Genomic DNA, 19,384 nt, shown 5'->3' with positions numbered 1-19,384 from the left:
CATGCACGCGTCCACTATGCAGTATCTGACACAACACTTAAAAGGGCAACACAGCCCCGAAAGTTTGTCGGTGGTTAATAGCGGCAGGGAAACGCCCGGACCCATTCCGAACCCGGAAGCTAAGCCTGCCCGCGCTGATGGTACTGCAACCGGGAGGTTGTGGGAGAGTAAGTTACCGCCGACATAAAACAATAAACACATAACTCAATACACAAAGAAGGAAGGCAAGCAACCACTACGGTTGCTTCCCTTCCTTCTTTTTCGTTTTCTACTATTGAACCAACACCAGCCAGCCAACGGCTATCGGCACGACGTTCCCCTTCGCCTTATCGTTGGCCAACCTGCATTCGAACCACCCAACCAGCCCACAACGCCCGGTTTCGGCAGCTTCGATGGTCCGAATGCAGCTTTGTTCACCATATGAACTATCCCAGGCAACTGCGATGTTCATTATCGCGTGGTTTATGGACTATACGGGTCAGCCTTCTGAATTGTCACTGTGGCTAAAAACAATGTGAATTAGAGATTGGTTCGCACGCGGATGAGGAGTTGGGATCTGCATTCGAACCATCGAGCAGCGTTGGGGCCGCTAGATTTTATGGCTTCGATGGTCCGAATGCAGCTTGTTTCAGCACGGAAACTATTAACCGGCATCTCCGATCCGTGTGTAGCGGGGGAGCGGAGTAGTTCAACGTGGCGTTGATGAACGGACCTGACCCCTGTTTGGTAGACACCTGATATCCAGCCCGGTTGGGTTGGGAAGAAAGGTAATCTACCACCATGCCTAGGTATTCCGAACAGTTCAAACGTGATGCTGTGGCCCTCTATGAAAACAATGAGGACCTTTCACTTCACGCGGCTTCAGCAGAGCTTGGAGTCAATCGTTCCTCGCTTTTCTCCTGGCTTCAGCAATACGGCACCGGCAAACGTGCCCGCACGAAGGCCATGCGCGACAACGCCAAGGAGACGACTGATTCCGAGCGAATCCGCCAGCTAGAAAAAGAGAACGCGAAGCTGCGCGAAGAACGCGATATTCTGCGCAAGGCCGCGAAATATTTTGCCGAAGAGACACGCTGGTGATCCGCTTCCAGTTTGTCTATGACCACCGAACCGAGTACTCGGTCAAGCGGATGTGCCATGTGTTAAAGCTCAATCGCTCCTCGTTTTATAAATGGGTCAACACCCACGAAAATCGCAGGTTAAAGATATGTTCCGATGCCCTTATTGGTGCAAGAATCAAGGCCATCTTTGATGATGAGAACGGGCTTTATGGTGCTAAACGCATCGCTGCAAGCCTCAACGACGATACGGACTTCGGCCCGATCAACCATAAGAAGGTTGCGCGCATCATGAAATCCATGGGGCTAAAAGGCTTTAGCAAACGGCGTCGATGCATCACCACCCGGCGCAAGCCTGGTCACCGTGTCATGCCAGATTTAGTAGGCCGTACATTCACCGCTGACGAGCCGAACCGTGTTTATGTAGGCGACATCACCTACCTGCCGTGTAAGGGCGGTAAGAACATGTACCTGGCCACGGTCATTGACACCTATTCACGAAAACTTGCAGGTTATGCACTCGCAGACCACATGCGTGTCTCACTGGTCATCGAGGCTTTGTCCCATGCCAGCACAGTCCGCGGAAGCCTTGACGGGGCTATTTTCCATTCTGATCATGGAAGTGTGTACACCTCACAGGCGTTTAGGGACCACTGCGCCCAACTTGGTGTACGCCAATCCATGGGCGCGGTGGGAACTAGTGCCGATAATGCCCTGGCAGAATCATTTAACGCCACCTTAAAACGTGAAGTGCTACGTGATCGGAAAGTCTTTGATAATCCCATTATCTGCCGGCAGGAAGTCTTTCGATGGTGCATGCGCTACAACACCCGCAGACGGCACTCCTGGTGCAACCTTCTAGCCCCCAATGACTTCGAAGCACTCACATCAGCTACACTGACCCAAGCAGCATAGCTAACCCCCGACGTGTCTACTTTCCGGGGGTCAGGCCCAACCTTGGAGAAGGATGTTTGCGGCCCAGCAGTAGGATAGAAGCCATGTCATATACTTCTAAGCCTCGAATTTTTAGCATGCGGTGGGAGCAGATCCATTCCGCCTATATCGCCAAGGCGGAACGTAAGGACCGTACTCGCGCTGAGGTAGATGAGGTTATTTCCTGGTTCACGGGATACGATGTCCCAGGCATCGCTGCGGCTGGGGAACTTACTGTTGAGCAGTTCTTCGAGCAAGCACCAGAGATGAATCCGCATCGCTTTCTTATCACCGGCAGTATCTGCGGCGTGAAAGTTCAGGAGGTGCAGGACCCAATGATGCAAAATATTCGCCAGCTCGACAAGCTAATTGACGAACTGGCGAAGGGTAAGGCTTTGGAGAAGGTCAAGCGCTCAGACGCTTAACTGCCTCTTTGATTACCTCAGGGCGCTTACAGAACGCGAAACGAACTTTGTAGCGCCATGGTTCGGGGTTATCGGCAAAGGCGGCAAGTGGGATAGCAGCAACCCCGTGTGTCTCGGGGAGCTTTGTACAGAATTCAACTCCGTCCATACCAGAGGAGCTCACGTCGGCGACTAGATAGTAAGTGCCTTGAGTCTCGTGCACTTGGTAGCCGGCCTCACGCAGGCCATCAACTAGGATATCGTGGCATTCGGCCAGCTCTTCCACCATAGCCTTCTGCCAGTCCCGCTCATATACCAGTGCGTGGGCCACTGCGGCTTGGAAAGGCGTGGCAGATACAAATGTCATGAACTGCTTTGCCTTTATCACTCCGTCTAGAAGGTCTGGGTGTGCGAATGCCCAGCCCGTCTTCCAGCCCGTGGCGTTAAAGGACTTAGCCGCCGAGCCGACCTTGACCGTACGGGTTTCCATGCCCGGGATACGCTGGATGTCCACGTGCGTGGCAGACCCGAAGGTAAGGTCCTCGTAGACTTCGTCAGAGAGCACCAGTAGATCGTGTTCCACACAAACGTCGCGCAGGCCCTGCAGCGCGGCGTGGCTAAATACTGAACCGGTGGGGTTATGCGGGGAATTCACGATCACCATCGCGGTCTTATCCGTCACAGCGGCGCGCACAGCATCGACGTCGAGGTCCCAGCTTTCTCCGGAAGGCTTGAGCGGCACGGCGACGCGGGTGGCGTCGGCAAGCGCGATTGCGGCGGCGTAGGCGTCGTAATAGGGCTCAAGGACGATGACTTCCTGGCCCGGCTCTACCAAGCCGAGAACAGTCGCTGTGATTGCCTCCGTGGCGCCTGCGGTGACCACGATTGCTTTGCGAGAAACTGAGTAGTAATGCGCCAGTGCGTCGACAAGCTCAGGGCGCCCGCGCAGGGGAGCGTATTGATTATTTCCCGTCGCAATCTGCTCCTGCGCGATCTCCAACATGCGCTCTGGCCCATCAGAGTCCGGGAAGCCTTGTCCCAGATTGATGGCGTCATTATCGATTGCCAGCTGGGTCATGGTGGCGAAGATGGTCTCGCCAAATTGCTGCAGACGTTTAACCGTCATTAGAGCACCAAAAGATCGTAACGGGTGGCCTTCACATCATTGAGGCGCTTGCGGGCACGGTCGAGCTTTTGCCACTGGTCTTCCGGGATTGCCTTACGCGCCATGGTGACGACCTCAGCGTCCGGCGTGCCCCATGCAATGGGCATCGGGGTGACCTGCTGCCAGTGTTCTTTATCGCTGTTGTTGCGGTGACCGGAAACTGCGGCAACCGGCAGCTTTGTGCCCACAGTGCGCTTGACACCTGGCACGGAAGTAACGGTGCGCAGGCAAGCTGCCCAACGCGGCGGAAGCCCGGGATCAACGTTGGTGTTCACTAGCGCCATCAGCACCATGTCACGTTCGTTGACCTCAGCTACCACTGCTGGTGCCAGCGGGTAGGAATCATAGAGGTGCTGTGCGGTGCCAACCTGGCGCGCGGCTGCAACGCCCACGATGGCCACGAGGATGCCGAAGAGCAACATACCGAGGCCAATGGTAAATCCCCAGTCCGCATCCACAGTCATGTAGACCGCAGCGGCACCGATGATGAGCAGCAAGCCCATGATGAGGCCGGAGTTGCGCAGGCGCGCGGAATCGCGCAGGAGTTCATTGTTCTTCTTGGCGTAGGTCTCGTCGACCTGAAACTTGAAAATCTTCATCAGGTCATAAGTCTACTTCGTCGACGAGACGGTACGCGTATCCCTGTTCCGCCAAGAAGCGCTGGCGGTGGAGCGCATAGTCCGCATCCACGGAATCACGGGTGACGAGCGTGTAAAATTTTGCTTCCTTACCGTCTTCCTTCGGGCGCAAGAGGCGTCCTAGGCGCTGGGCTTCTTCCTGCCGCGAGCCGAAGGTGCCGGAGACCTGAATAGCTAGGGCAGCTTCGGGAAGATCAATGGAGAAGTTTGCCACCTTGGAGACCACGAGTGTTTGCACCTCGCCGTCGCGGAAAGCTTGGAAGAGCTTTTCACGCTTGGAGTTCGAGGTCTTGCCGTCGATTACTGGCGCGCCCAAGTGCGAGCCGAGTTCTTCCAGTTGCTCCACGTAACCACCAATGATGAGTGCTTGCTGGCCAGCATGCTTGGCCAAAATCTTATCCACGGCACGGTGCTTTGCGCTTGACGACGCCGCGATTCGGTAGCGATCCCGCGCCTGCGCCGTGGCATAGAGCATCCGCTCCTCGGCGTCCATGTCAACGCGTACCTCGATGCACTCCGCCGTGGCGATGTAGCCGGCGGCTTCGAGCTCCTTCCACGGGGCGTCGTAGCGCTTGGGGCCGATGAGGGAGAAGACGTCTCCCTCCATCCCGTCCTCGCGGATGAGCGTGGCGGTAAGGCCCAAGCGGCGGCGCGATTGGAGATCCGAAGTCATGCGGAACACGGGAGCAGGAAGCAGGTGGACCTCGTCGTAGATGATTAGACCCCAGTCGCGGGAGTCGAAGAGCTCAAGGGCGCGGTATTCGCCCTTCGTCTTGCGGGTTACCACCTGATAGGTGGCGATTGTGATCGGTTTGATCTCCTTCTTTTCACCGGAGTATTCGCCAACCTCGTTCTCGGTCAATGAGGTACGCCGCAGCAGCTCGTTGCGCCACTGGCGTCCGGCCACTGTATTGGTAACCAGGATCAACGTGGTGGCTTGGGCCTTGGCCATCGCCGCCGTGCCCACGATGGTCTTGCCGGCGCCACAGGGCAGCACGACCACGCCGGAGCCGCCGGACCAGAAGGATTCTGCGGCATAGGATTGGTAATCGCGCAGCGCCCAGCCTTCCTCCACCAAAGAGATGGGGTGGGACTCGCCGTCGACGTAACCGGCAAGATCCTCGGCGGGCCAGTTGGCCTTGAGCAGCTCCTGCTTGAGGCGGCCGCGCTGCGAAGGCGGCACGGCGAATGTGCTGTCATCGATGCGAGCGCCCAGCAGTTGGCTGACCTTCTTGTGCCGCGCGAGTTCTTCGAGGATCGGAACCTCGGCAGATTCCAAGATGAGGCCGTGCGCCGGATGCGAGTGGAGGCGCACGCGGCCGTAGCGCGACATGGTCTCCGCGACGTCGATAAGCAGCGCCTGCGGAACCGGGAAACGCGAATAACGCTCGAGCACGTCGACCACCTGCTCGGCGTCGTGGCCCGCGGCGCGGGCATTCCACAGCGCCAGCGGTGTGATGCGATAAGTGTGAACGTGCTCTGGCGCGCGCTCCAGTTCTGCAAAGGGCGAAAGCGCGATGCGGGCTGCGGCAGCGTCTTCGTGGTCGACCTCCAAGAGCACCGTCTTGTCAGATTGCACGATGAGCGGTCCGGGCATCTACTTGCTCCTTTGTACAGGCTCGCCAATGGTAGAAAGCCAAAAGTATAGCCCCGATCGCCCTGCTGGCGCTAAGCGAGTTCCACGGCAGTGATGCGGTGCAAAGGGAAGCGGATGGTGGAACCATCGCTGCCGGTGGCATCGACCTGACCTCCGGCGACGGACAGCGGCTTTACAGTCCTGGACTTAGAATTGCCGTTCTTATCCGCATAGGTGATCTTGACGGGGCGCCCGCCGCGGGCAGCAGCGTGAAGGACGTCGAGGCTGGATTCATCCGCGGCGGTGGGCGCGGGTGATTCGGTATCAAGCAGAGCCTTGGCGACGCTCGTCGGATCCGGGCGAGTGGGGCCAGCCTTGCGAGGTGCCGGAGTAGGCAGTGCGTAGGGCTTGAGCGCCATATTCAGGGAAGCACCTGTTTCATCTTCGCCGGCGGGAGCAAGTCCGTGGGCGCGCAGTTTCTCCAGCAGCTCACCGACGCGCACTTGCGATATTGCGACGGTAGGAGCGATGCGGCGCAGTTCTGGCACCGCCCGCACCGCCATTTCGAGAAGGACGGGATCTTCACTGCGGAGGTACGCCAGCGCAGGGCCGGAGCGCAGCGTGCCGTGGCGCCTATCGACGTCGCGGATGAGAAACTCGAGGGTCTGAGGCACCTCGCTGTGGGCGGCGAAGAAGTCGGTGATCTCTTGCGCCGTCATGCCTACGTCCAAGCCGCGGCGCAGCGTGGACGCGCTAATACGGTAGACGCTGGCTAGGCCTGGCGATTCCAAGTCCGCGAGATCTCCCAACCGGCGATGCGCGCTGGCCTCCAGCGGTCCGGGAACCAAGACCGTGAGATCGCCCTGGATGATGAAGTAGTCCACTTCTTCCGGGGTAAGGGTATGCGTGGCCGCAGGATCCAGCAGCACCTGGGTGGCTTGGCCTAGCGCAATGGCTCCGATCCATTCAGCTTCGGCAACGAGGGCATCGATGGTGGAGGACTTCGTGTGCGTTGTAAAAAGCGGGGCGCGGAAGCGCAGCTCTTCGGAAAATTCCTCTTTGCTAAGTGGGACTGAGGCGTGGGCATAGACGTCCATCACCGTGCGGCGGTGGCGGGCCAAATGCTCAGAGACGCTCTCGGCGGAAAGCAGGCGGCCTTCGGCCCAAGGCTGCCAGGTAGAGGACTGCCAGGCATCGAGGAGCAGGCTCCACTTCTCAGACAGGCCGGCATCCAGCCATTCCTGTGCGCCTTGGGTAGGCGCTAAGAAGTTGCCCTTCAAGCCCTTCGGTTCGCCGCGGCTTAGGAGACGAGCGGAAAAGCCGAGGCAAACCAGGCGGCGCAGCTCCAGCTCTGTGATTCCGAGTTCCTTAGCGAGTTGGGCCTGCGGGCGAACGCCTACGGTCTTGTCTTTCAAAAGCTCGATGGGGCGAGCACCGACAAGATCGATGAGTCTTTCCAGCTCGCGAACTACTTGCAGCCCAGCGGCGGCGCCTGCTTCCCCCGCCTTCTTCTCTAGTGGCGGGGTGCCGGCACGGCCGCTTGGGCGCAGCGGAATGAGCTCGGGGCTGTGTCCCTCCAGCGCGCGGCGGGCGGCGCGCGGTAGCCGCACGGTGTGGGAATCGACGCGGGTGAGAATGCTCTTGGCCAAAAGGCGGGGGATTGGGCGCGTGGGATCAGCATCGGGAGCTGCGTCGCGAGTAGCGCCCATTCCGCCAGAGGCGGCCAGGGTTTGCAGAATCCGTGCCTCATCCTCGGGCAGTGCCGTGATCTCCTCGGGGTTGGTGGTGCTCTGATGGAGCAGCGACCACCCGGTGGGAAGCGCCTGCATGAGCCCTGGGGCAAGGCATACGCCCTGTGCTTCCACTTCGAATGCGAGGCCCCGCTCGAGCAACCTTGCGGTTGGCTCTGGGGCCAAAACTTCTACGGGTTCCAGTTCGCCGCCCCGCAAAGCGATGTCCTCGGCAGTAGCAAGCAACTCGGCATCGCACTGCGCGAGTGCGCGCGCTAGGGAAGTGGTCAGGCTAAGGCGCGTTGCCAACGGGGCGATTCCCGGGGGTAGCGGTGAGAGCACATCGCTGCGATAGCCAAGCAGCGTCGAAAGCTGCTCTTGGTCAAGATCTGCAAGCCACGTGCGGAATTGAACCGTCGCGGAGGAAGTGCTGTGAGGTGGGGTCATGGTGGCGAATAAGTTTAGTGGGTTATTGAGTTACTTTTTGGGCCGGGGTTTGGAATAATAAGGCCTATGTCGAATAAGAAGAATGGCTTCGTATCCCCGGCTTGGCCGAAGAATGAAAATCGCGAGCACGCAATTACCGAAATCTACGCGCCGTTCGCTGGTGCATCCAGCCCGTTCGGTGACGATCTGATCCTGCCAATGCCGGCGGAGAAGCTCAACTACGTGCACCCATACACCCGCGTTAACCGCTAAAGCTCTTACTTAGAAGAAAATCCTTTAGCCTAACGCAGGCCTAGCCCCACCGCGCGCCCTTTAGCGGCCGTTTTGTGGTGGGGCCATTTTTCGTACGCTAAGAAAACCAAAAGCTCCCAGCCAGAAGGAACTGGAAAGTTCCACCTAGGGCTGGGAGCTTTAAACGCGAATCTGCGCAGCTTTAGTTTGAAAAAGCCTTAGAGGTTTTCGATGAGCTGAGCGATCGGATCGATGAACTGGCGGTTCGCGGAGTAGAACGCGTCGAAGTTGTGGCGGTTTGCCTTGTACTGGTTTGCAAACTCAGCCGGGATAGCCAGCCCGTACTTAGCTGCGGTGTCCTCGACCATCTTGTAGAGAGCGTCAACAGCCAGCTCGTCGGAAGGCTGTGCAGCTGCCTGCTGAACTGGAGCCGGTGCTGGAGCCGGTGCCGGAGCGGCGTCACGCGGGGTTGGTGCGGAGTTCAGGCCCAAGGAAGCGGAGCAAGCAGGCCATGCGCCCCAGCCCTGGGAAGCCAGGATCTTTTCAGCGACAGCGATCTGCTGCTCACGAGTTGCCTGGTTTGCGGTCGGTGCATACTGACCGCCACCGAATGCGGACCAGGTCTGGCCGGAGAACTGCAGACCGCCGTAGTAGCCGTTGCCGGTGTTGATTGCCCAGTTTCCGCCGGACTCACACTGCGCGAGGCGGTCCCAGTCGGAATCCGGAGCAGCGGATGCGGTCGGTGCCATGATGGCTGCAGCGGCGCCGACGGCGACGGTGGAAGCTGCGAACTTGGTAGCGAACGAGTTGTTCTTAGCGGAGTGGCGTCCCATTAAAAGTATTCCTCTTCTCTAGATTTCTCGCGCCCACGTTGTGCTCAGTCCGGCAAAAGTAATTGCTTTAAAGTTGTCTTGCACAAATATCGGCCGCCACGGGGAAGCCCGGACTGCGTGTGGGGGCGAGACTTCCTCGCTGGCGGCCAAGTGCCTGTCCCAAACAGTAACGGTTTATAACGAAATAGTCACGTAACTGACTCGGCATGGCGTCTTTCCTCTGGGAACTCATTGCATTTTCGCAGGTCGTTCCGAAAATGTGAATTAGATCACCCCTGTAACGTGTGTTGTTTATGTGACAGCAACTTCAATTGCTGTGTTATAGGAGTTAGAATAATTCTCTTTATTCCCGAGTAAGAAAGCGAGTAGGGGCGTGCCAATCGGCAAAGTTAAGTGGTTTGATGCTGACAAGGGTTTCGGCTTTGTGAGCAACCCCGGCGATGAGGATGTCTACGTCGGCCGCAACGTGCTGCCCGAGGGCGTCGACGAGCTGGTCCAAGGCCAGCGGATCGACTTTGATTTCGCGGCAGGCCGCCGCGGTCCACAGGCACTGCGTGTCAAGGTTTTGGACAAGCCGCGCCGCCGCACTCCTTCCCGTAAGCCGGACGAGCTGTCGAGCATGCTCTCCGATGTAATGACGCTGCTGGAAACCCAGGTGCAGCCGGTGCTGGCGCAGGGGCGCTACCCAGAGCGCAAGACTGGCCGTCAGGTCGCTGAAATCCTGCGTGCCATCGCCAAGGATTTGGATAGCTAAAAATCAAGCAAAAGCGCGAGCCCAACTTCGTCTCCCCTTGTGGGAATCTAGAAGTTGGGCTCGCGCTTTTTCGCAGGCTGCGTTTATTTGGAAGCAGCCTTGCTCGGCTCGGTGGGCTTATCAGGTGCAGCGGTCTTTGTGGCCTCGGCAAGCTCCTTGTCAGACATCGTGGAAAGGGACCACACGGTGCTAAACGGCGCCTCCTCGCCCTTGCCATCGGTGCCAATCATCAGCGAGGAAATCTCGACCACCATCAGGCGCGGTCGCTTTCCTGTAGAGGCCTTGATGGGGTCAACAGAACCCGGAACGTCCACGGTGGAAGAATCGCCGGCGCCGTGAATCTGCTCGTCGTTAGCCGCCGGGTCATCGTAGATGGAAAGGATGCGCCACTCGTGGTTGGAGATCTCTTCTGGGATCTCTAGATGCAAAGTGTCATCCTTGCCGACGGTGAGGTTTGGAGCCTCGCCCTCAGGGCATTCGGTGCCCAGCTCGCAGACCATATAAGGCGCAACGTCGAGACTCTTCTCACCCACGCTGGCCTTGACGGTGATGTCCTGCGGCTCAGGACCTGGGCGGCTATTCCACCAATTCTGGAATAAGACCACGGAGACCACAATGACTGCCACGGCGATAATCAGCGCCAAAAGCTGCAGCAGCGACTTCTTCCTTGCTTCCTTACGGGTTGCCATGGCAAAGAATCCTACTCGAAGGTCACGCGATACAAATCAACCCACCGCTTACCAGTAATCCAGAATTCTTCCGTTCCTGGAATATGGGCGATGCCATTGAGTACATCGTTTTGGGTTTGCGGCCCAGATTTATTCAGTCCCGCAGCATCAATAACCGCGGTGACCTCGCCGCTTGTGGGATCAATGCGCAAAATATCCTCGCTCATCCACACATTCGCAAAGACCTGGCCGTCCACGCATTCCAACTCATTAATCTCTTCTACCGCCTGGCCCTCCAAGGTAACGGGGGTCCGTGGTGCAGTCTCTTCGAAAGTTTGGGCATCAAGATGTCGCAGCTCGTTGCTTCCATCAGACATGATGAGCTCAGATTTATCCTCGCCCGCGGCACACAATCCCCAGCCCTCGCCCTCATAGCGAGCGCGGCCGGTCTCTTCGAGGGTTACGGGATCCCGCTTGATGGCCTCGCCCGCCTTCCACGTCAACTGCCAAATCGCATCCTGGGTTTGTGTGATGCCCTCACCGAACAAAGAAGGAGGCAGTGACACTTCCTGCTCGGGTTCCTTCGCGCCGGGTTGCAGGCGCAGTAACCGGGATTGCCCGTATAGGCCAGTTCCCACCAACAGCTTGCCCGCGGGATCAACTTCGAGGCCCTGGGTAAAAGAATTGGGGAGCATGGCAGTGTGTTCCTTGATGGAAACGGATAGATGCTCAACTTCGCGTGGCACGTTTGTTCCTTCTTGAGCCGGCGAATCGCCCTCTGAACTGCTGCAACCGGCAAGCAGGCCGATTGCGCTAAGCGCGCTTAAAACGGCGGTGGAAGTCAAAGCGAGAGAAGATTTAGAAGAACCCATGGAAGTCATTGTGCACGATGTCATGGATAATGTAGTGCGTGACTAAGCAGAATGAGCCAACGAACCCACTTCTTAACAAGACCGCCGTGCGCATTGCTCGCGCTGCAGTGGAAGAAGTAGGAGAGGGCGGCGTCGGCAAGCACCGCGGAGTCGCAGGGCTAGGCCGTAACGTCGCAACCCATCGCTTTGAAGCAGATATGCCAGGCTACCCAGGCTGGGAATGGCAAGCGGTTGTGGCCTGCGCGGAGGGCTCGCGTTTTATCACCGTTAACGAGGTAGCGCTGGTGCCGGGGCAACAGGCACTGCAAGCCCCGGAGTGGGTGCCGTATAACGAGCGCGTGCGTCCGGGGGATTTGGGCCCGGGCGATTTGATGCCGCCTGCGCCTTACGACGAACGCTTGGAAGACGGCAAGCTTTCCGCAAAGGGTTTAGATGAGGCGAAAAAGAGGTGGCGCACTGGCTCCTTTGGCCCTAATACCGAGATGGCCGCGCAAGCGCCGCTGCAGTGTAAGACCTGTGCTTTCTATTTGGAGCTGATGGATAACTTTGGTGTGTGCGCTAACGAATTTTCGGCAGATGGCCGTGTAGTGCACGCAAGATACGGATGCGGCGCGCATTCGGAGACAAAAATCCGGGAAGAAGGATCCGTGACCGAAACCGCTTTTGACGACGAAAAACCTATCTACTAGCGCTTTCGTGGTTTGCTTTCTGGAGCCGCAAATACTTTACTAAGGCCAGTAAAACTCAATCCTCCTGGCACTAGGTAAAGGGGCTGTCTCAAAAGCGATGAACGCTGCTCTCGATCGTTATTTCAAAATCTCTGAACGCGGTTCCACAATCGGAACCGAGGTTCGCGCCGGCGTGGTCTCGTTCTTCGCGATGGCCTACATCATTCTTCTCAACCCGCTCATCCTCGGCACCTCGCCCGATGCTGCAGGCCGTACCTTGGGAATTCCGCAGGTCGCCGCAGCTACCGCGTTAATAGCCGGCATCATGACCATTGCCTTCGGCGCGATTGCGCGCTATCCATTCGCCATGGCGGCGGGCCTGGGTATGAATACCTTTGTTGCCGTCACCATGGTCTCCACCAAAGGCTTGGAGTGGAAAGACGCCATGGGCCTGGTGGTACTCGAAGGCATCATCATTGTTTTGCTCGCCATCTCGGGCTTCCGTCAAGCGGTCTTCGATGCCATTCCGGCCTCGATGAAGGCTGCGATGGGTGTGGGCATCGGCATGTTCATCGCCATCATCGGCTTTGTCGATGGCGGTTTTGTAACGCGTGTCCCCGATGCAGCGCACACCACGGTTCCGGTGGGCCTTGGCATCAATGGCTCTATTTCCACCTGGCCGGCTTTCGTCTTCGTCCTAGGCCTTTTGCTTTGTTCCTTCATGGTTATCCGCAAGGTCCGCGGCGGCCTGTTCCTGGGCATCGTCATCACCACTGTCATCGCAATGATCCTGCAGGCCATCTTCGGCTCTGAGGACTGGGGTATGGCAACACCAGAGATTCCTGGTTCCTTGGGCGGCCTGCCGGATCTATCCATCGTGGGCGAGGTCAGCCTCGTGGGTGCTTTTACCAAGCTCGGCGTCGTGGCTACCGTGCTGCTTATCTTCACCCTGCTGCTGACGAACTTCTTCGACGCCATGGGCACTATGAATGGACTGGGCAAGCAGGCAGGGCTGGTCGATGAGAATGACAACCTGCCAGACATGCGCACCGCACTGGTGGTAGAAGGCGCCGGCGCCATCGCCGGCGGTCTGGGCTCGGTTTCCTCCAACACCGTCTTTGCGGATTCCGCAGCCGGCATTGGTGACGGCGCGAAGACCGGCCTGGCCAACATCACCACAGGTGTCATCTTCCTGCTCGCGATGTTTTTGACTCCGCTCTATGAGATCGTTCCTATCGAAGCGGCCGCTCCGGTTCTGGTCATCGTCGGCGTAATGATGGCAAGCCAGCTCAAGGACATCGAATGGACCAAGATGGAAGTTGCCATCCCGGCCTTCCTCACCATCGTGGTCATGCCGTTTACCTACTCCATTGCAAACGGCATCGGCGTGGGTTTCATCGCCTTCGCCCTGATGTCTGCGTTTGCCGGTAAGGCAAAGCAGGTGCACTGGCTCATGTGGCTCATCGCCGCGCTCTTCGTGGTCTACTTCGGCATGGCTCCGCTGACCAACGCGCTAAGCTAGCGTGCATGCGTGAAGTAATTACTGACCCTTTAGACCCTCGCCTTGATGACGTCCGTGACTTGAATAAGTCGGACAAGAAAGGCGAGGGTCTTGTCATTGCCGAAGGTCATCTGGTGGTCTCCCGCTTGGCTGACTCGCGTTTCCCGCTGCGCTGCGTCGTAGGTTTTGGTGCAAAGCTGGATGCCTACGTGGAAGAGTATGGGGATCCAGGTTGTCCGATGTACGAGGTCTCGCGAGAAACGCTCGCGGCCGTCGCCGGCTTTGACATGCACCGAGGGTTGGTGGCTGCCGCAGACCGCGCGCCTGAGCCGAGCTTGGACGAGATCTTGGAGACGGCAAGCACCGTGGTGGTGCTTGAGGGCGTGGGTGACCACGAAAATATCGGCGCCATCTTCCGCAATGCGGCGGGCATGGACGTTGACGCCGTGCTGTTGGGTTCGGGCGCAGCAGACCCGCTCTATCGTCGCTCGGTGCGCGTATCCATGGGCCATGTGTTGCGTTTGCCTTTTGCCCATCTGGACGGCGGATACACCACGTGGCAGCGTTCTCTGCAGGCGCTTCGCGACGCCGACTTCCGCCTCGTTTCCTTGACCCCGCACCCAGAGGCTGTACACTTGGCAGACGCGCTTAAGGGAGCTTCAAAGGCTGCTCTGCTCGTGGGCGCAGAAGGCCCCGGCCTTACCGAACATGCGATGAAGGCCACCGATGTGCGCGCACGCATACCGATGGCCCCAGGTACAGATTCGCTCAACGTGGCTACCTCAGCGGCCATCGCTTTTTATGAGCGCCAGCGCTCCCGAATTGACTTCGAGGTTTGACGCACGTAGCTGCCGATTAGCCCGCCGAGGCGTTTGGCGGTTTCGAGAATTTCCTCGCCAGTGGACTCTGGTTCTTGGTCGTGGGCCTCGTAATCGTCGTAGTCGTTGAAGCCGAGCTTGGACACGGAAGCAGAGGCGATGGCGCCGAGGCTGCGCTCCGGCTTCTTTGGCGCGACCTTGGGCTCGGGCCGTCCGTCGGTGGCATAACCCACGACGTCGAGGTCGGGGCCTTGGTCATTTACTTCCACGCCGAGCCAATAAGACTGCGCTGCTTCGGTGATGCCCTGTGGTTCGAAAGGCAGAGAGATACCGCCGACCGGTTCGTATTTTTCACCGGCCCAGAACGGCGCCTCAAAGGGCTCTGGTAGGCCGGAGTCTTCCTGCAGGTTAAAGCGCGTACCGCACAGGCAGCGCTTGAGCTCACCGGCCGTCCAGTGCGCAAAACCGGCATAGCCGGTGCTTTCCTGCGAGACGAAGGCATAGATTTCGAGCGCGGGAACCGCCTTCAAGAGTTGCTCTGGAAGGCGCGAGAGCACCATGGATTCTTCCTCGATGACCGTCTGAACCACGGTAACGCCAGGGTATCCGCCGATGTAGTACTCGCTATCGCCAGCCTGGGCAGAGCGATTGAGAGGAAATTGCCCGATGGGGGTTACGGGCAGGTTGGGATTGAGTTGTGCCAAGAATTTCCGGCCAAAGCCGCGATCGGCCTTTGGCTCCTCCCGCAGCACAGCAGCGGGATCTTCGACAGTGACGTACCAGAGAGTGAGAACAGGTTTAGGGTCCACGGTAAAAACTCGCTTAATTACTTTTCTTGGCTGTCAATCCACTCGCGTTCACTCGCGCGGACGCTTGGTGTTAGAGCGCACTCCGAGCAGGACGTCTTCCCAGTGTGGGGTCGTAGCGCGGCGACGGCGGCTCTTTGGCTTTGGCTCCGGCGATGGGTTCTGCAGGAACTCTTCATCGGTGCTTTCTGCCTTCGACTTATCCGACGCAGATTCGGTAGCTGTGGAGGCCTTTGAACCAGAAGCCTGAGTTTCAGCGGCGCCAGCAGGGCGGGCCGCGCCGGTAGCGCCGGAGTCTGCATTGGCGGAGTCCGCTTCGACATCAGCAGGTTGCGGATCCGGTACGACCGTCGGTGCAGTGAAGTCGGTGATGTTGGTGACTGCGCTCGGCGTCTCGCCGTCTATGGCCTTGTCATAGCGCTCGCCGCGGCCGACGGAGGTCAGGGAACGCACTGGTTGTACGAAGTCAGGGTCGGTGAGATCGGCGGCAACGGAGTTGCGAGCCTCCACGGTAGCCGGTGAGGACATGGACTGCTTGAAGGTCCACTCCGCCTCGTTCTCAGACAAGCCAGCCTTCCACGTGATGCGAAGGATCCACGGTTCGCCCTGATGGCGGTAGGCATCCCAGGTCGACTCGGAGAGGGAGTGGCCGCGTGCGGCAAAGGCCGTGGCGAGAATCTCCCAGAGAGTCAGCTTGGCCGGGCCGTCTTCGCGGATGGGGTGGGCCTGCTTGGCGACGTCGGCAATGCGGGCGCGCTCCAGCAGTACCGGGTGTGCGAAAGGCTCGATGCGGGATTCGGGGGCGCCAATTTCCTCGGCGATCTCTGCAGCAGATGCGCCAGCGCGGATGCGGGCCTGAATTTCCGCCGGGCGCAGGCTGATTGCGTGCGGGCGGGAGTCGCCGTGGTCACGCATGCCAGAGCGCGGCTGCGAAATAGGCGCCGGAGTGGTTGTGGTCAGCTGTGGCTCAGCAGGCGCAGTGGAGTCAGTGGACTCAGCCGCGGTGGATGACTCGTCGTCATCTTTCTTTGCTTCCGCGTCGCGCTGTTCGTGTTCGCCAGCGGAGGCGGTGCTTGCAGCCGAGTCTGCGTCGCTGGATGCTGCAGAATTCACAGAATCTGCAGCATCCGTAGAGTCATCTGCGTCCGCCGCGAACGGGAGCCTGGAGACATTGCCCCATGCGTCATCCTCTGGCTTAGGTGCGCCTAGAATCTCGCGGAGATCGTCGGTGACGGCCAGGAAAAACTCTTCGCCTTCTTCGGTTTCCATGACCAAAGAAGTAGTGGTTGAGTCGCTTTTTGCGAGGAAGAGCTCGCGCATTGAGGGGCGCTCCTTTTGCTTGTCGACGGATTCGGACAACGGATTTGGATACTGACAGTTTATTTAAAACCGCATCTAGGCATTGCGACTAGTGCAATCGATCCACACCCCAACGAGGTGCGTGTGATGAAATCCACTTTAACCCAGAAAGCCCCGCGCCTTATGAAGAACGCGGGGCATGTTGGCTGGAAAAGCCCTGTCAGTTGCGCTTAGTGCCTATCCAGGAGGTAGTCGATTGCTTGCGTGAGCTTTGCGACGTCGTCTGGCTCAATCGCGGGGAACATACCAATTCGCAGTTGGTTGCGCCCTAGCTTGCGATAAGGTTCGACATCCACGATGCCGTTCGCCCGCAAGGCCTTGGCTAAGGCCGTAGCATCCACGGTCTCGTCAAAGTCGATGGTTGCCACGACTAACGAGCGGCCAGCGGGCTCGGCGACGAAAGGCTTGGCCTCTTTTCGCGATGCGGCCCAGTCATAAACAATGGTGGAGGAAGCTGTGGTGCGCGTAACCATACCGTCGAGCCCGCCGTTGTCGTTCATCCAGCGGACCTGATTTTCCAGCATCAGAAGAGTAGACACGGCTGGAGTGTTATAGGTCTGGTTCTTGCGCGAGTTATCCACGGCGGTCTGCAGGTTCAGGAAAGCCGGGATATAACGTTGTGCAGCATTAAGCTTTGCGATGCGTTCAATCGCAGCAGGGGAGACCGCCGCGAGCCAGAGCCCACCTTCGGATGCGAAGCACTTCTGCGGCGAGAAATAGTAGACGTCAGCCTCGGCCATCGTGATGGGCAATCCGCCAGCGCCCGAGGTCGCATCGATGACAACGAGTTGCTCCGGATTATTTGGCTGTGGGCGCAGCACGTCAACCATCGCGCCCGTCGAGGTCTCATTGTGTGCCCACGCCACAACGTCAGCATCGCCGAAATCCACCGTGCGTGGGTCGGGAGCGGTGCCGGCGGGGAAGTCGTAAACGATGGGCGCTGTGAGCCACGGTGCACCAATACTTGCCTTGGCAAACTTCGAAGAGAACTCTCCGTAGGTCAAATGCGCGGACTTATTTTCGATGAGGCCGAACGTCGCGGCGTCCCAAAAAGCGGTGGCGCCGCCGGCCGAAAGAATAATCTCATAGCCGTCTGGAAGCTTGAATAGATCTCGCAATCCCTCGCGAATCGAACCCACCACGTTTTTCACGGCGGGCTGGCGATGAGAAGTGCCGATGATGGATTTAGCCCCCGCAGTAATTGCCTCAATTTGGGCGGGTCGTACCTTGGAAGGGCCGCATCCGAAGCGACCGTCGATGGGGAGAAGATCTGCAGGTAAAGTCGGTTCTGTGTGGAGCATGAGGCACAGTCTAACCTAATTTCGGTCACCCTATTGGTAAACGTTAAAAGTTTAGGATGTTGGCAGCGTCACAAATTTTGATAAAGTGTGAAGAGATTTAAAACGTAATGCCGGTTTGGAGTCGGTGTTTTAAGTGTTGAGAAAGGATCAACAAGTGGCTTCTGAAGACAACAAGGTTGTTCTCCACTACCCAGGTGGCGAGTACGAGATGGATATCAAGCAGTCCACCGAAGGTGACTCTGGCTTTGATATTGGCAAGCTTCGCAATGAGACTGGCCTCGTAACCTTTGACCCCGGCTACGCCGCTACCGGCTCCACCGAGTCCAAGATCACCTTCATTAACGGTGAGGAAGGCATCCTGCGCCACCGCGGCTACGACATAGCGGATCTGGCAAACAACGCCACCTTCAATGAGGTTTCCTACCTCCTCATCAAGGGCGAGCTGCCAAACCAGGAGCAGCTGAGCGCTTTTAACGATGAAATTCGCCACCACACCCTGCTGGATGAGGACTTCAAGGCGCAGTTCAACATCTTCCCGCGCAATGCGCACCCGATGGCGGTTCTGGCATCCTCCGTTAACATTCTCTCCACCTACTATCAGGACCAGCTCAACCCGTTGGATGAGGAGCAGCTGGACAAGGCAACCGTCCGCCTGCTGGCTAAGGTTCCGATGCTGGCTGCATACGCTTACCGCGCGTCCCAGGGCAAGCCTTACATGTACCCGGACAACAACCTGAACGCACGCGAGAACTTCCTGCGCATGATGTTCGGTTACCCAACCGAGGAGTACAACGTCGATCCAGTCGTCGCGAAGGCTCTGGACAAGCTGCTCATCCTGCACGCAGACCACGAGCAGAACTGCTCCACCTCCACCGTCCGCATGATCGGTTCCGCACAGGCAAACCTCTTCGTTGCTATCGCTGGCGGCATCAACGCTCTGTCCGGCCCGCTGCACGGTGGCGCAAACCAAGCCGTTCTCGAGATGCTCGATGAAATCCAGAAGAACAACGGCGGCGACGCAACCGACTTCATGAACCGCGTGAAGAACAAGGAAAAGGGCGTCCGTCTGATGGGCTTCGGCCACCGCGTGTACAAGAACTACGACCCACGCGCAGCCATCGTCAAGGAGACCGCACACGAGATCCTCGAGCACCTGGGCGGCGACCCAATGCTGGATCTGGCAATGGAGCTCGAGAAGATCGCTCTCGAGGACGAGTACTTCGTTTCTCGCAAGCTGTACCCGAACGTCGACTTCTACACCGGCCTCATCTACCGCGCCATGGGCTTCCCGACGGACTTCTTCACCGTCCTGTTCGCCATCGGCCGCCTACCGGGTTGGATCGCTCAGTACCGCGAGCAGCTGGATCTGAACACCAAGATTAACCGTCCGCGCCAGATTTACACCGGCGAGACCTTGCGCACCGTTTCCCCGCGCGCTGAGCGTGCGTAATAGGCCTTTTGGACTGCATGGCTTTAGTCACGAAATGATGACAAAACAAGTCATTGCGTAGGCCAAATAAAGCCGAATCGCAGATGAACCCTTATACTGGGCACACTGCGATTCGGCTTTCGCCGTTCGTGCAGGCCTAGTTCTCGGCCTAAAAGCGAGACAACTAGGCGCC

The 19,384-nt window shown here is 58.4% G+C and carries 18 protein-coding genes and 1 rRNA gene; 9 read left to right on the top strand and 10 right to left on the bottom strand.

All coding sequences use genetic code 11. The features are described from left to right. Window positions 1-66 precede the first annotated feature (66 nt). From rrf to WM42_RS02940, 3 genes are all read left to right on the top strand, one after another. A 5S ribosomal RNA gene (gene rrf / locus WM42_RS02955) occupies window positions 67-184 on the top strand. A 596-nt stretch (window positions 185-780) separates the two neighbouring features. Continuing rightward, window positions 781-1,973, top strand: a protein-coding gene (locus tag WM42_RS02945; protein ID WP_370633393.1) for an IS3 family transposase whose coding sequence is annotated in 2 segments (ribosomal slippage) — window positions 781-1,063 and window positions 1,063-1,973 — 1,194 coding nt in all. Because the reading frame shifts where the segments join, the coding sequence is not laid out codon by codon here. Window positions 1,974-2,056: 83 nt separating this feature from the next. Next, window positions 2,057-2,416, top strand: coding sequence for a DUF2200 domain-containing protein (locus WM42_RS02940; protein ID WP_062035631.1), 360 nt, complete (start codon window positions 2,057-2,059; stop codon window positions 2,414-2,416). Here the strand turns inward: WM42_RS02940 and WM42_RS02935 are convergent. The 4 genes from WM42_RS02935 to WM42_RS02920 form a co-directional block, all read right to left on the bottom strand. Beyond that, on the bottom strand, window positions 2,397-3,521 hold the full coding sequence (locus tag WM42_RS02935; RefSeq protein WP_062035630.1) for an aminotransferase class I/II-fold pyridoxal phosphate-dependent enzyme: 1,125 nt from the start codon (window positions 3,519-3,521) through the stop codon (window positions 2,397-2,399). The two genes, WM42_RS02940 and WM42_RS02935, sit on opposite strands and share 20 nt — an antisense overlap. After that, a complete protein-coding gene (locus tag WM42_RS02930) occupies window positions 3,521-4,159 on the bottom strand; it encodes a DUF3239 domain-containing protein (RefSeq protein WP_061921125.1) in 639 nt (212 codons plus the stop codon). Before WM42_RS02930 ends, WM42_RS02935 begins: the two co-directional genes overlap by 1 nt. A 4-nt stretch (window positions 4,160-4,163) precedes the next feature. Beyond that, window positions 4,164-5,795: a DNA repair helicase XPB gene (locus WM42_RS02925; protein ID WP_062035629.1), complete on the bottom strand. Its 1,632-nt coding sequence runs from the start codon at window positions 5,793-5,795 to the stop codon at window positions 4,164-4,166. A 71-nt stretch (window positions 5,796-5,866) separates the two neighbouring features. After that, window positions 5,867-7,951 carry a helicase-associated domain-containing protein gene (locus tag WM42_RS02920; RefSeq protein WP_062035628.1) on the bottom strand — a complete coding sequence of 695 codons (2,085 nt, stop codon included), beginning with the start codon at window positions 7,949-7,951 and terminating at the stop codon, window positions 5,867-5,869. 66 nt (window positions 7,952-8,017) lie between these two features. On the opposite strand from WM42_RS02920, the gene WM42_RS02915 reads away from it, so the two are divergent. Further along, entirely contained in the window at window positions 8,018-8,203 is a 186-nt protein-coding gene (locus tag WM42_RS02915; protein WP_061921131.1) for a hypothetical protein, read from the top strand. A gap of 197 nt (window positions 8,204-8,400) precedes the next feature. On the opposite strand, the gene WM42_RS02910 is transcribed toward WM42_RS02915, so the two are convergent. Beyond that, window positions 8,401-9,015, bottom strand: coding sequence for a resuscitation-promoting factor Rpf1 domain-containing protein (locus WM42_RS02910; RefSeq protein ID WP_062035627.1), 615 nt, complete (start codon window positions 9,013-9,015; stop codon window positions 8,401-8,403). 373 nt (window positions 9,016-9,388) lie between these two features. Between WM42_RS02910 and WM42_RS02905 the strand changes: the two genes are divergently transcribed. Then, window positions 9,389-9,769 carry a cold-shock protein gene (locus WM42_RS02905; RefSeq protein WP_061921135.1) on the top strand — a complete coding sequence of 127 codons (381 nt, stop codon included), beginning with the start codon at window positions 9,389-9,391 and terminating at the stop codon, window positions 9,767-9,769. An 83-nt stretch (window positions 9,770-9,852) separates the two neighbouring features. Here the strand turns inward: WM42_RS02905 and WM42_RS02900 are convergent, their stop codons facing one another. Together WM42_RS02900 and WM42_RS02895 are read right to left on the bottom strand one after the other, a co-directional pair. After that, complete coding sequence (locus tag WM42_RS02900) at window positions 9,853-10,458, bottom strand: DUF2771 domain-containing protein (protein WP_062035626.1); 606 nt, start codon at window positions 10,456-10,458, stop codon at window positions 9,853-9,855. Between the two features lie 11 nt (window positions 10,459-10,469). Further along, window positions 10,470-11,309: a glutaminyl-peptide cyclotransferase gene (locus WM42_RS02895; RefSeq protein ID WP_061921177.1), complete on the bottom strand. Its 840-nt coding sequence runs from the start codon at window positions 11,307-11,309 to the stop codon at window positions 10,470-10,472. Window positions 11,310-11,347: 38 nt separating this feature from the next. On the opposite strand from WM42_RS02895, the gene WM42_RS02890 reads away from it, so the two are divergent. The 3 genes from WM42_RS02890 (at window position 11,348) to WM42_RS02880 (ending at window position 14,317) form a co-directional block, all read left to right on the top strand. Further along, complete coding sequence (locus WM42_RS02890; protein WP_062035625.1) at window positions 11,348-11,998, top strand: DUF3027 domain-containing protein; 651 nt, start codon at window positions 11,348-11,350, stop codon at window positions 11,996-11,998. 97 nt (window positions 11,999-12,095) lie between these two features. Beyond that, the gene (locus WM42_RS02885) at window positions 12,096-13,499 is read left to right on the top strand and encodes an NCS2 family permease (RefSeq protein ID WP_062035624.1); all 1,404 of its coding nucleotides are present in this window, start codon (window positions 12,096-12,098) and stop codon (window positions 13,497-13,499) included. 5 nt (window positions 13,500-13,504) lie between these two features. Further along, the gene (locus WM42_RS02880) at window positions 13,505-14,317 is read left to right on the top strand and encodes a TrmH family RNA methyltransferase (RefSeq protein WP_061921143.1); all 813 of its coding nucleotides are present in this window, start codon (window positions 13,505-13,507) and stop codon (window positions 14,315-14,317) included. Here WM42_RS02880 and WM42_RS02875 read toward each other — a convergent pair. From WM42_RS02875 to serC, 3 genes are all read right to left on the bottom strand, one after another. Next, window positions 14,278-15,105 carry a DUF6928 family protein gene (locus WM42_RS02875; protein WP_062035623.1) on the bottom strand — a complete coding sequence of 276 codons (828 nt, stop codon included), beginning with the start codon at window positions 15,103-15,105 and terminating at the stop codon, window positions 14,278-14,280. The genes WM42_RS02880 and WM42_RS02875 overlap by 40 nt on opposite strands. 48 nt (window positions 15,106-15,153) lie before the next feature. Further along, on the bottom strand, window positions 15,154-16,422 hold the full coding sequence (sepH, locus tag WM42_RS02870) for a septation protein SepH (RefSeq protein WP_062035622.1): 1,269 nt from the start codon (window positions 16,420-16,422) through the stop codon (window positions 15,154-15,156). A gap of 209 nt (window positions 16,423-16,631) precedes the next feature. Continuing rightward, window positions 16,632-17,762 carry a phosphoserine transaminase gene (serC, locus tag WM42_RS02865; RefSeq protein WP_062035621.1) on the bottom strand — a complete coding sequence of 377 codons (1,131 nt, stop codon included), beginning with the start codon at window positions 17,760-17,762 and terminating at the stop codon, window positions 16,632-16,634. Window positions 17,763-17,916: 154 nt separating this feature from the next. On the opposite strand from serC, the gene WM42_RS02860 reads away from it, so the two are divergent. Next, window positions 17,917-19,212, top strand: a complete 1,296-nt coding sequence (locus WM42_RS02860; RefSeq protein ID WP_082787620.1) for a citrate synthase — start codon at window positions 17,917-17,919, stop codon at window positions 19,210-19,212. Window positions 19,213-19,384 lie beyond the last annotated feature (172 nt).

The sequence above is a fragment of the Corynebacterium simulans genome, from assembly GCF_001586215.1.
GTDB classification, from domain to species: Bacteria; Actinomycetota; Actinomycetes; order Mycobacteriales; family Mycobacteriaceae; genus Corynebacterium; species Corynebacterium simulans.
Note: the sequence above shows the minus strand (reverse complement) of the source record. Positions and strands in the feature narration are given on the sequence as shown.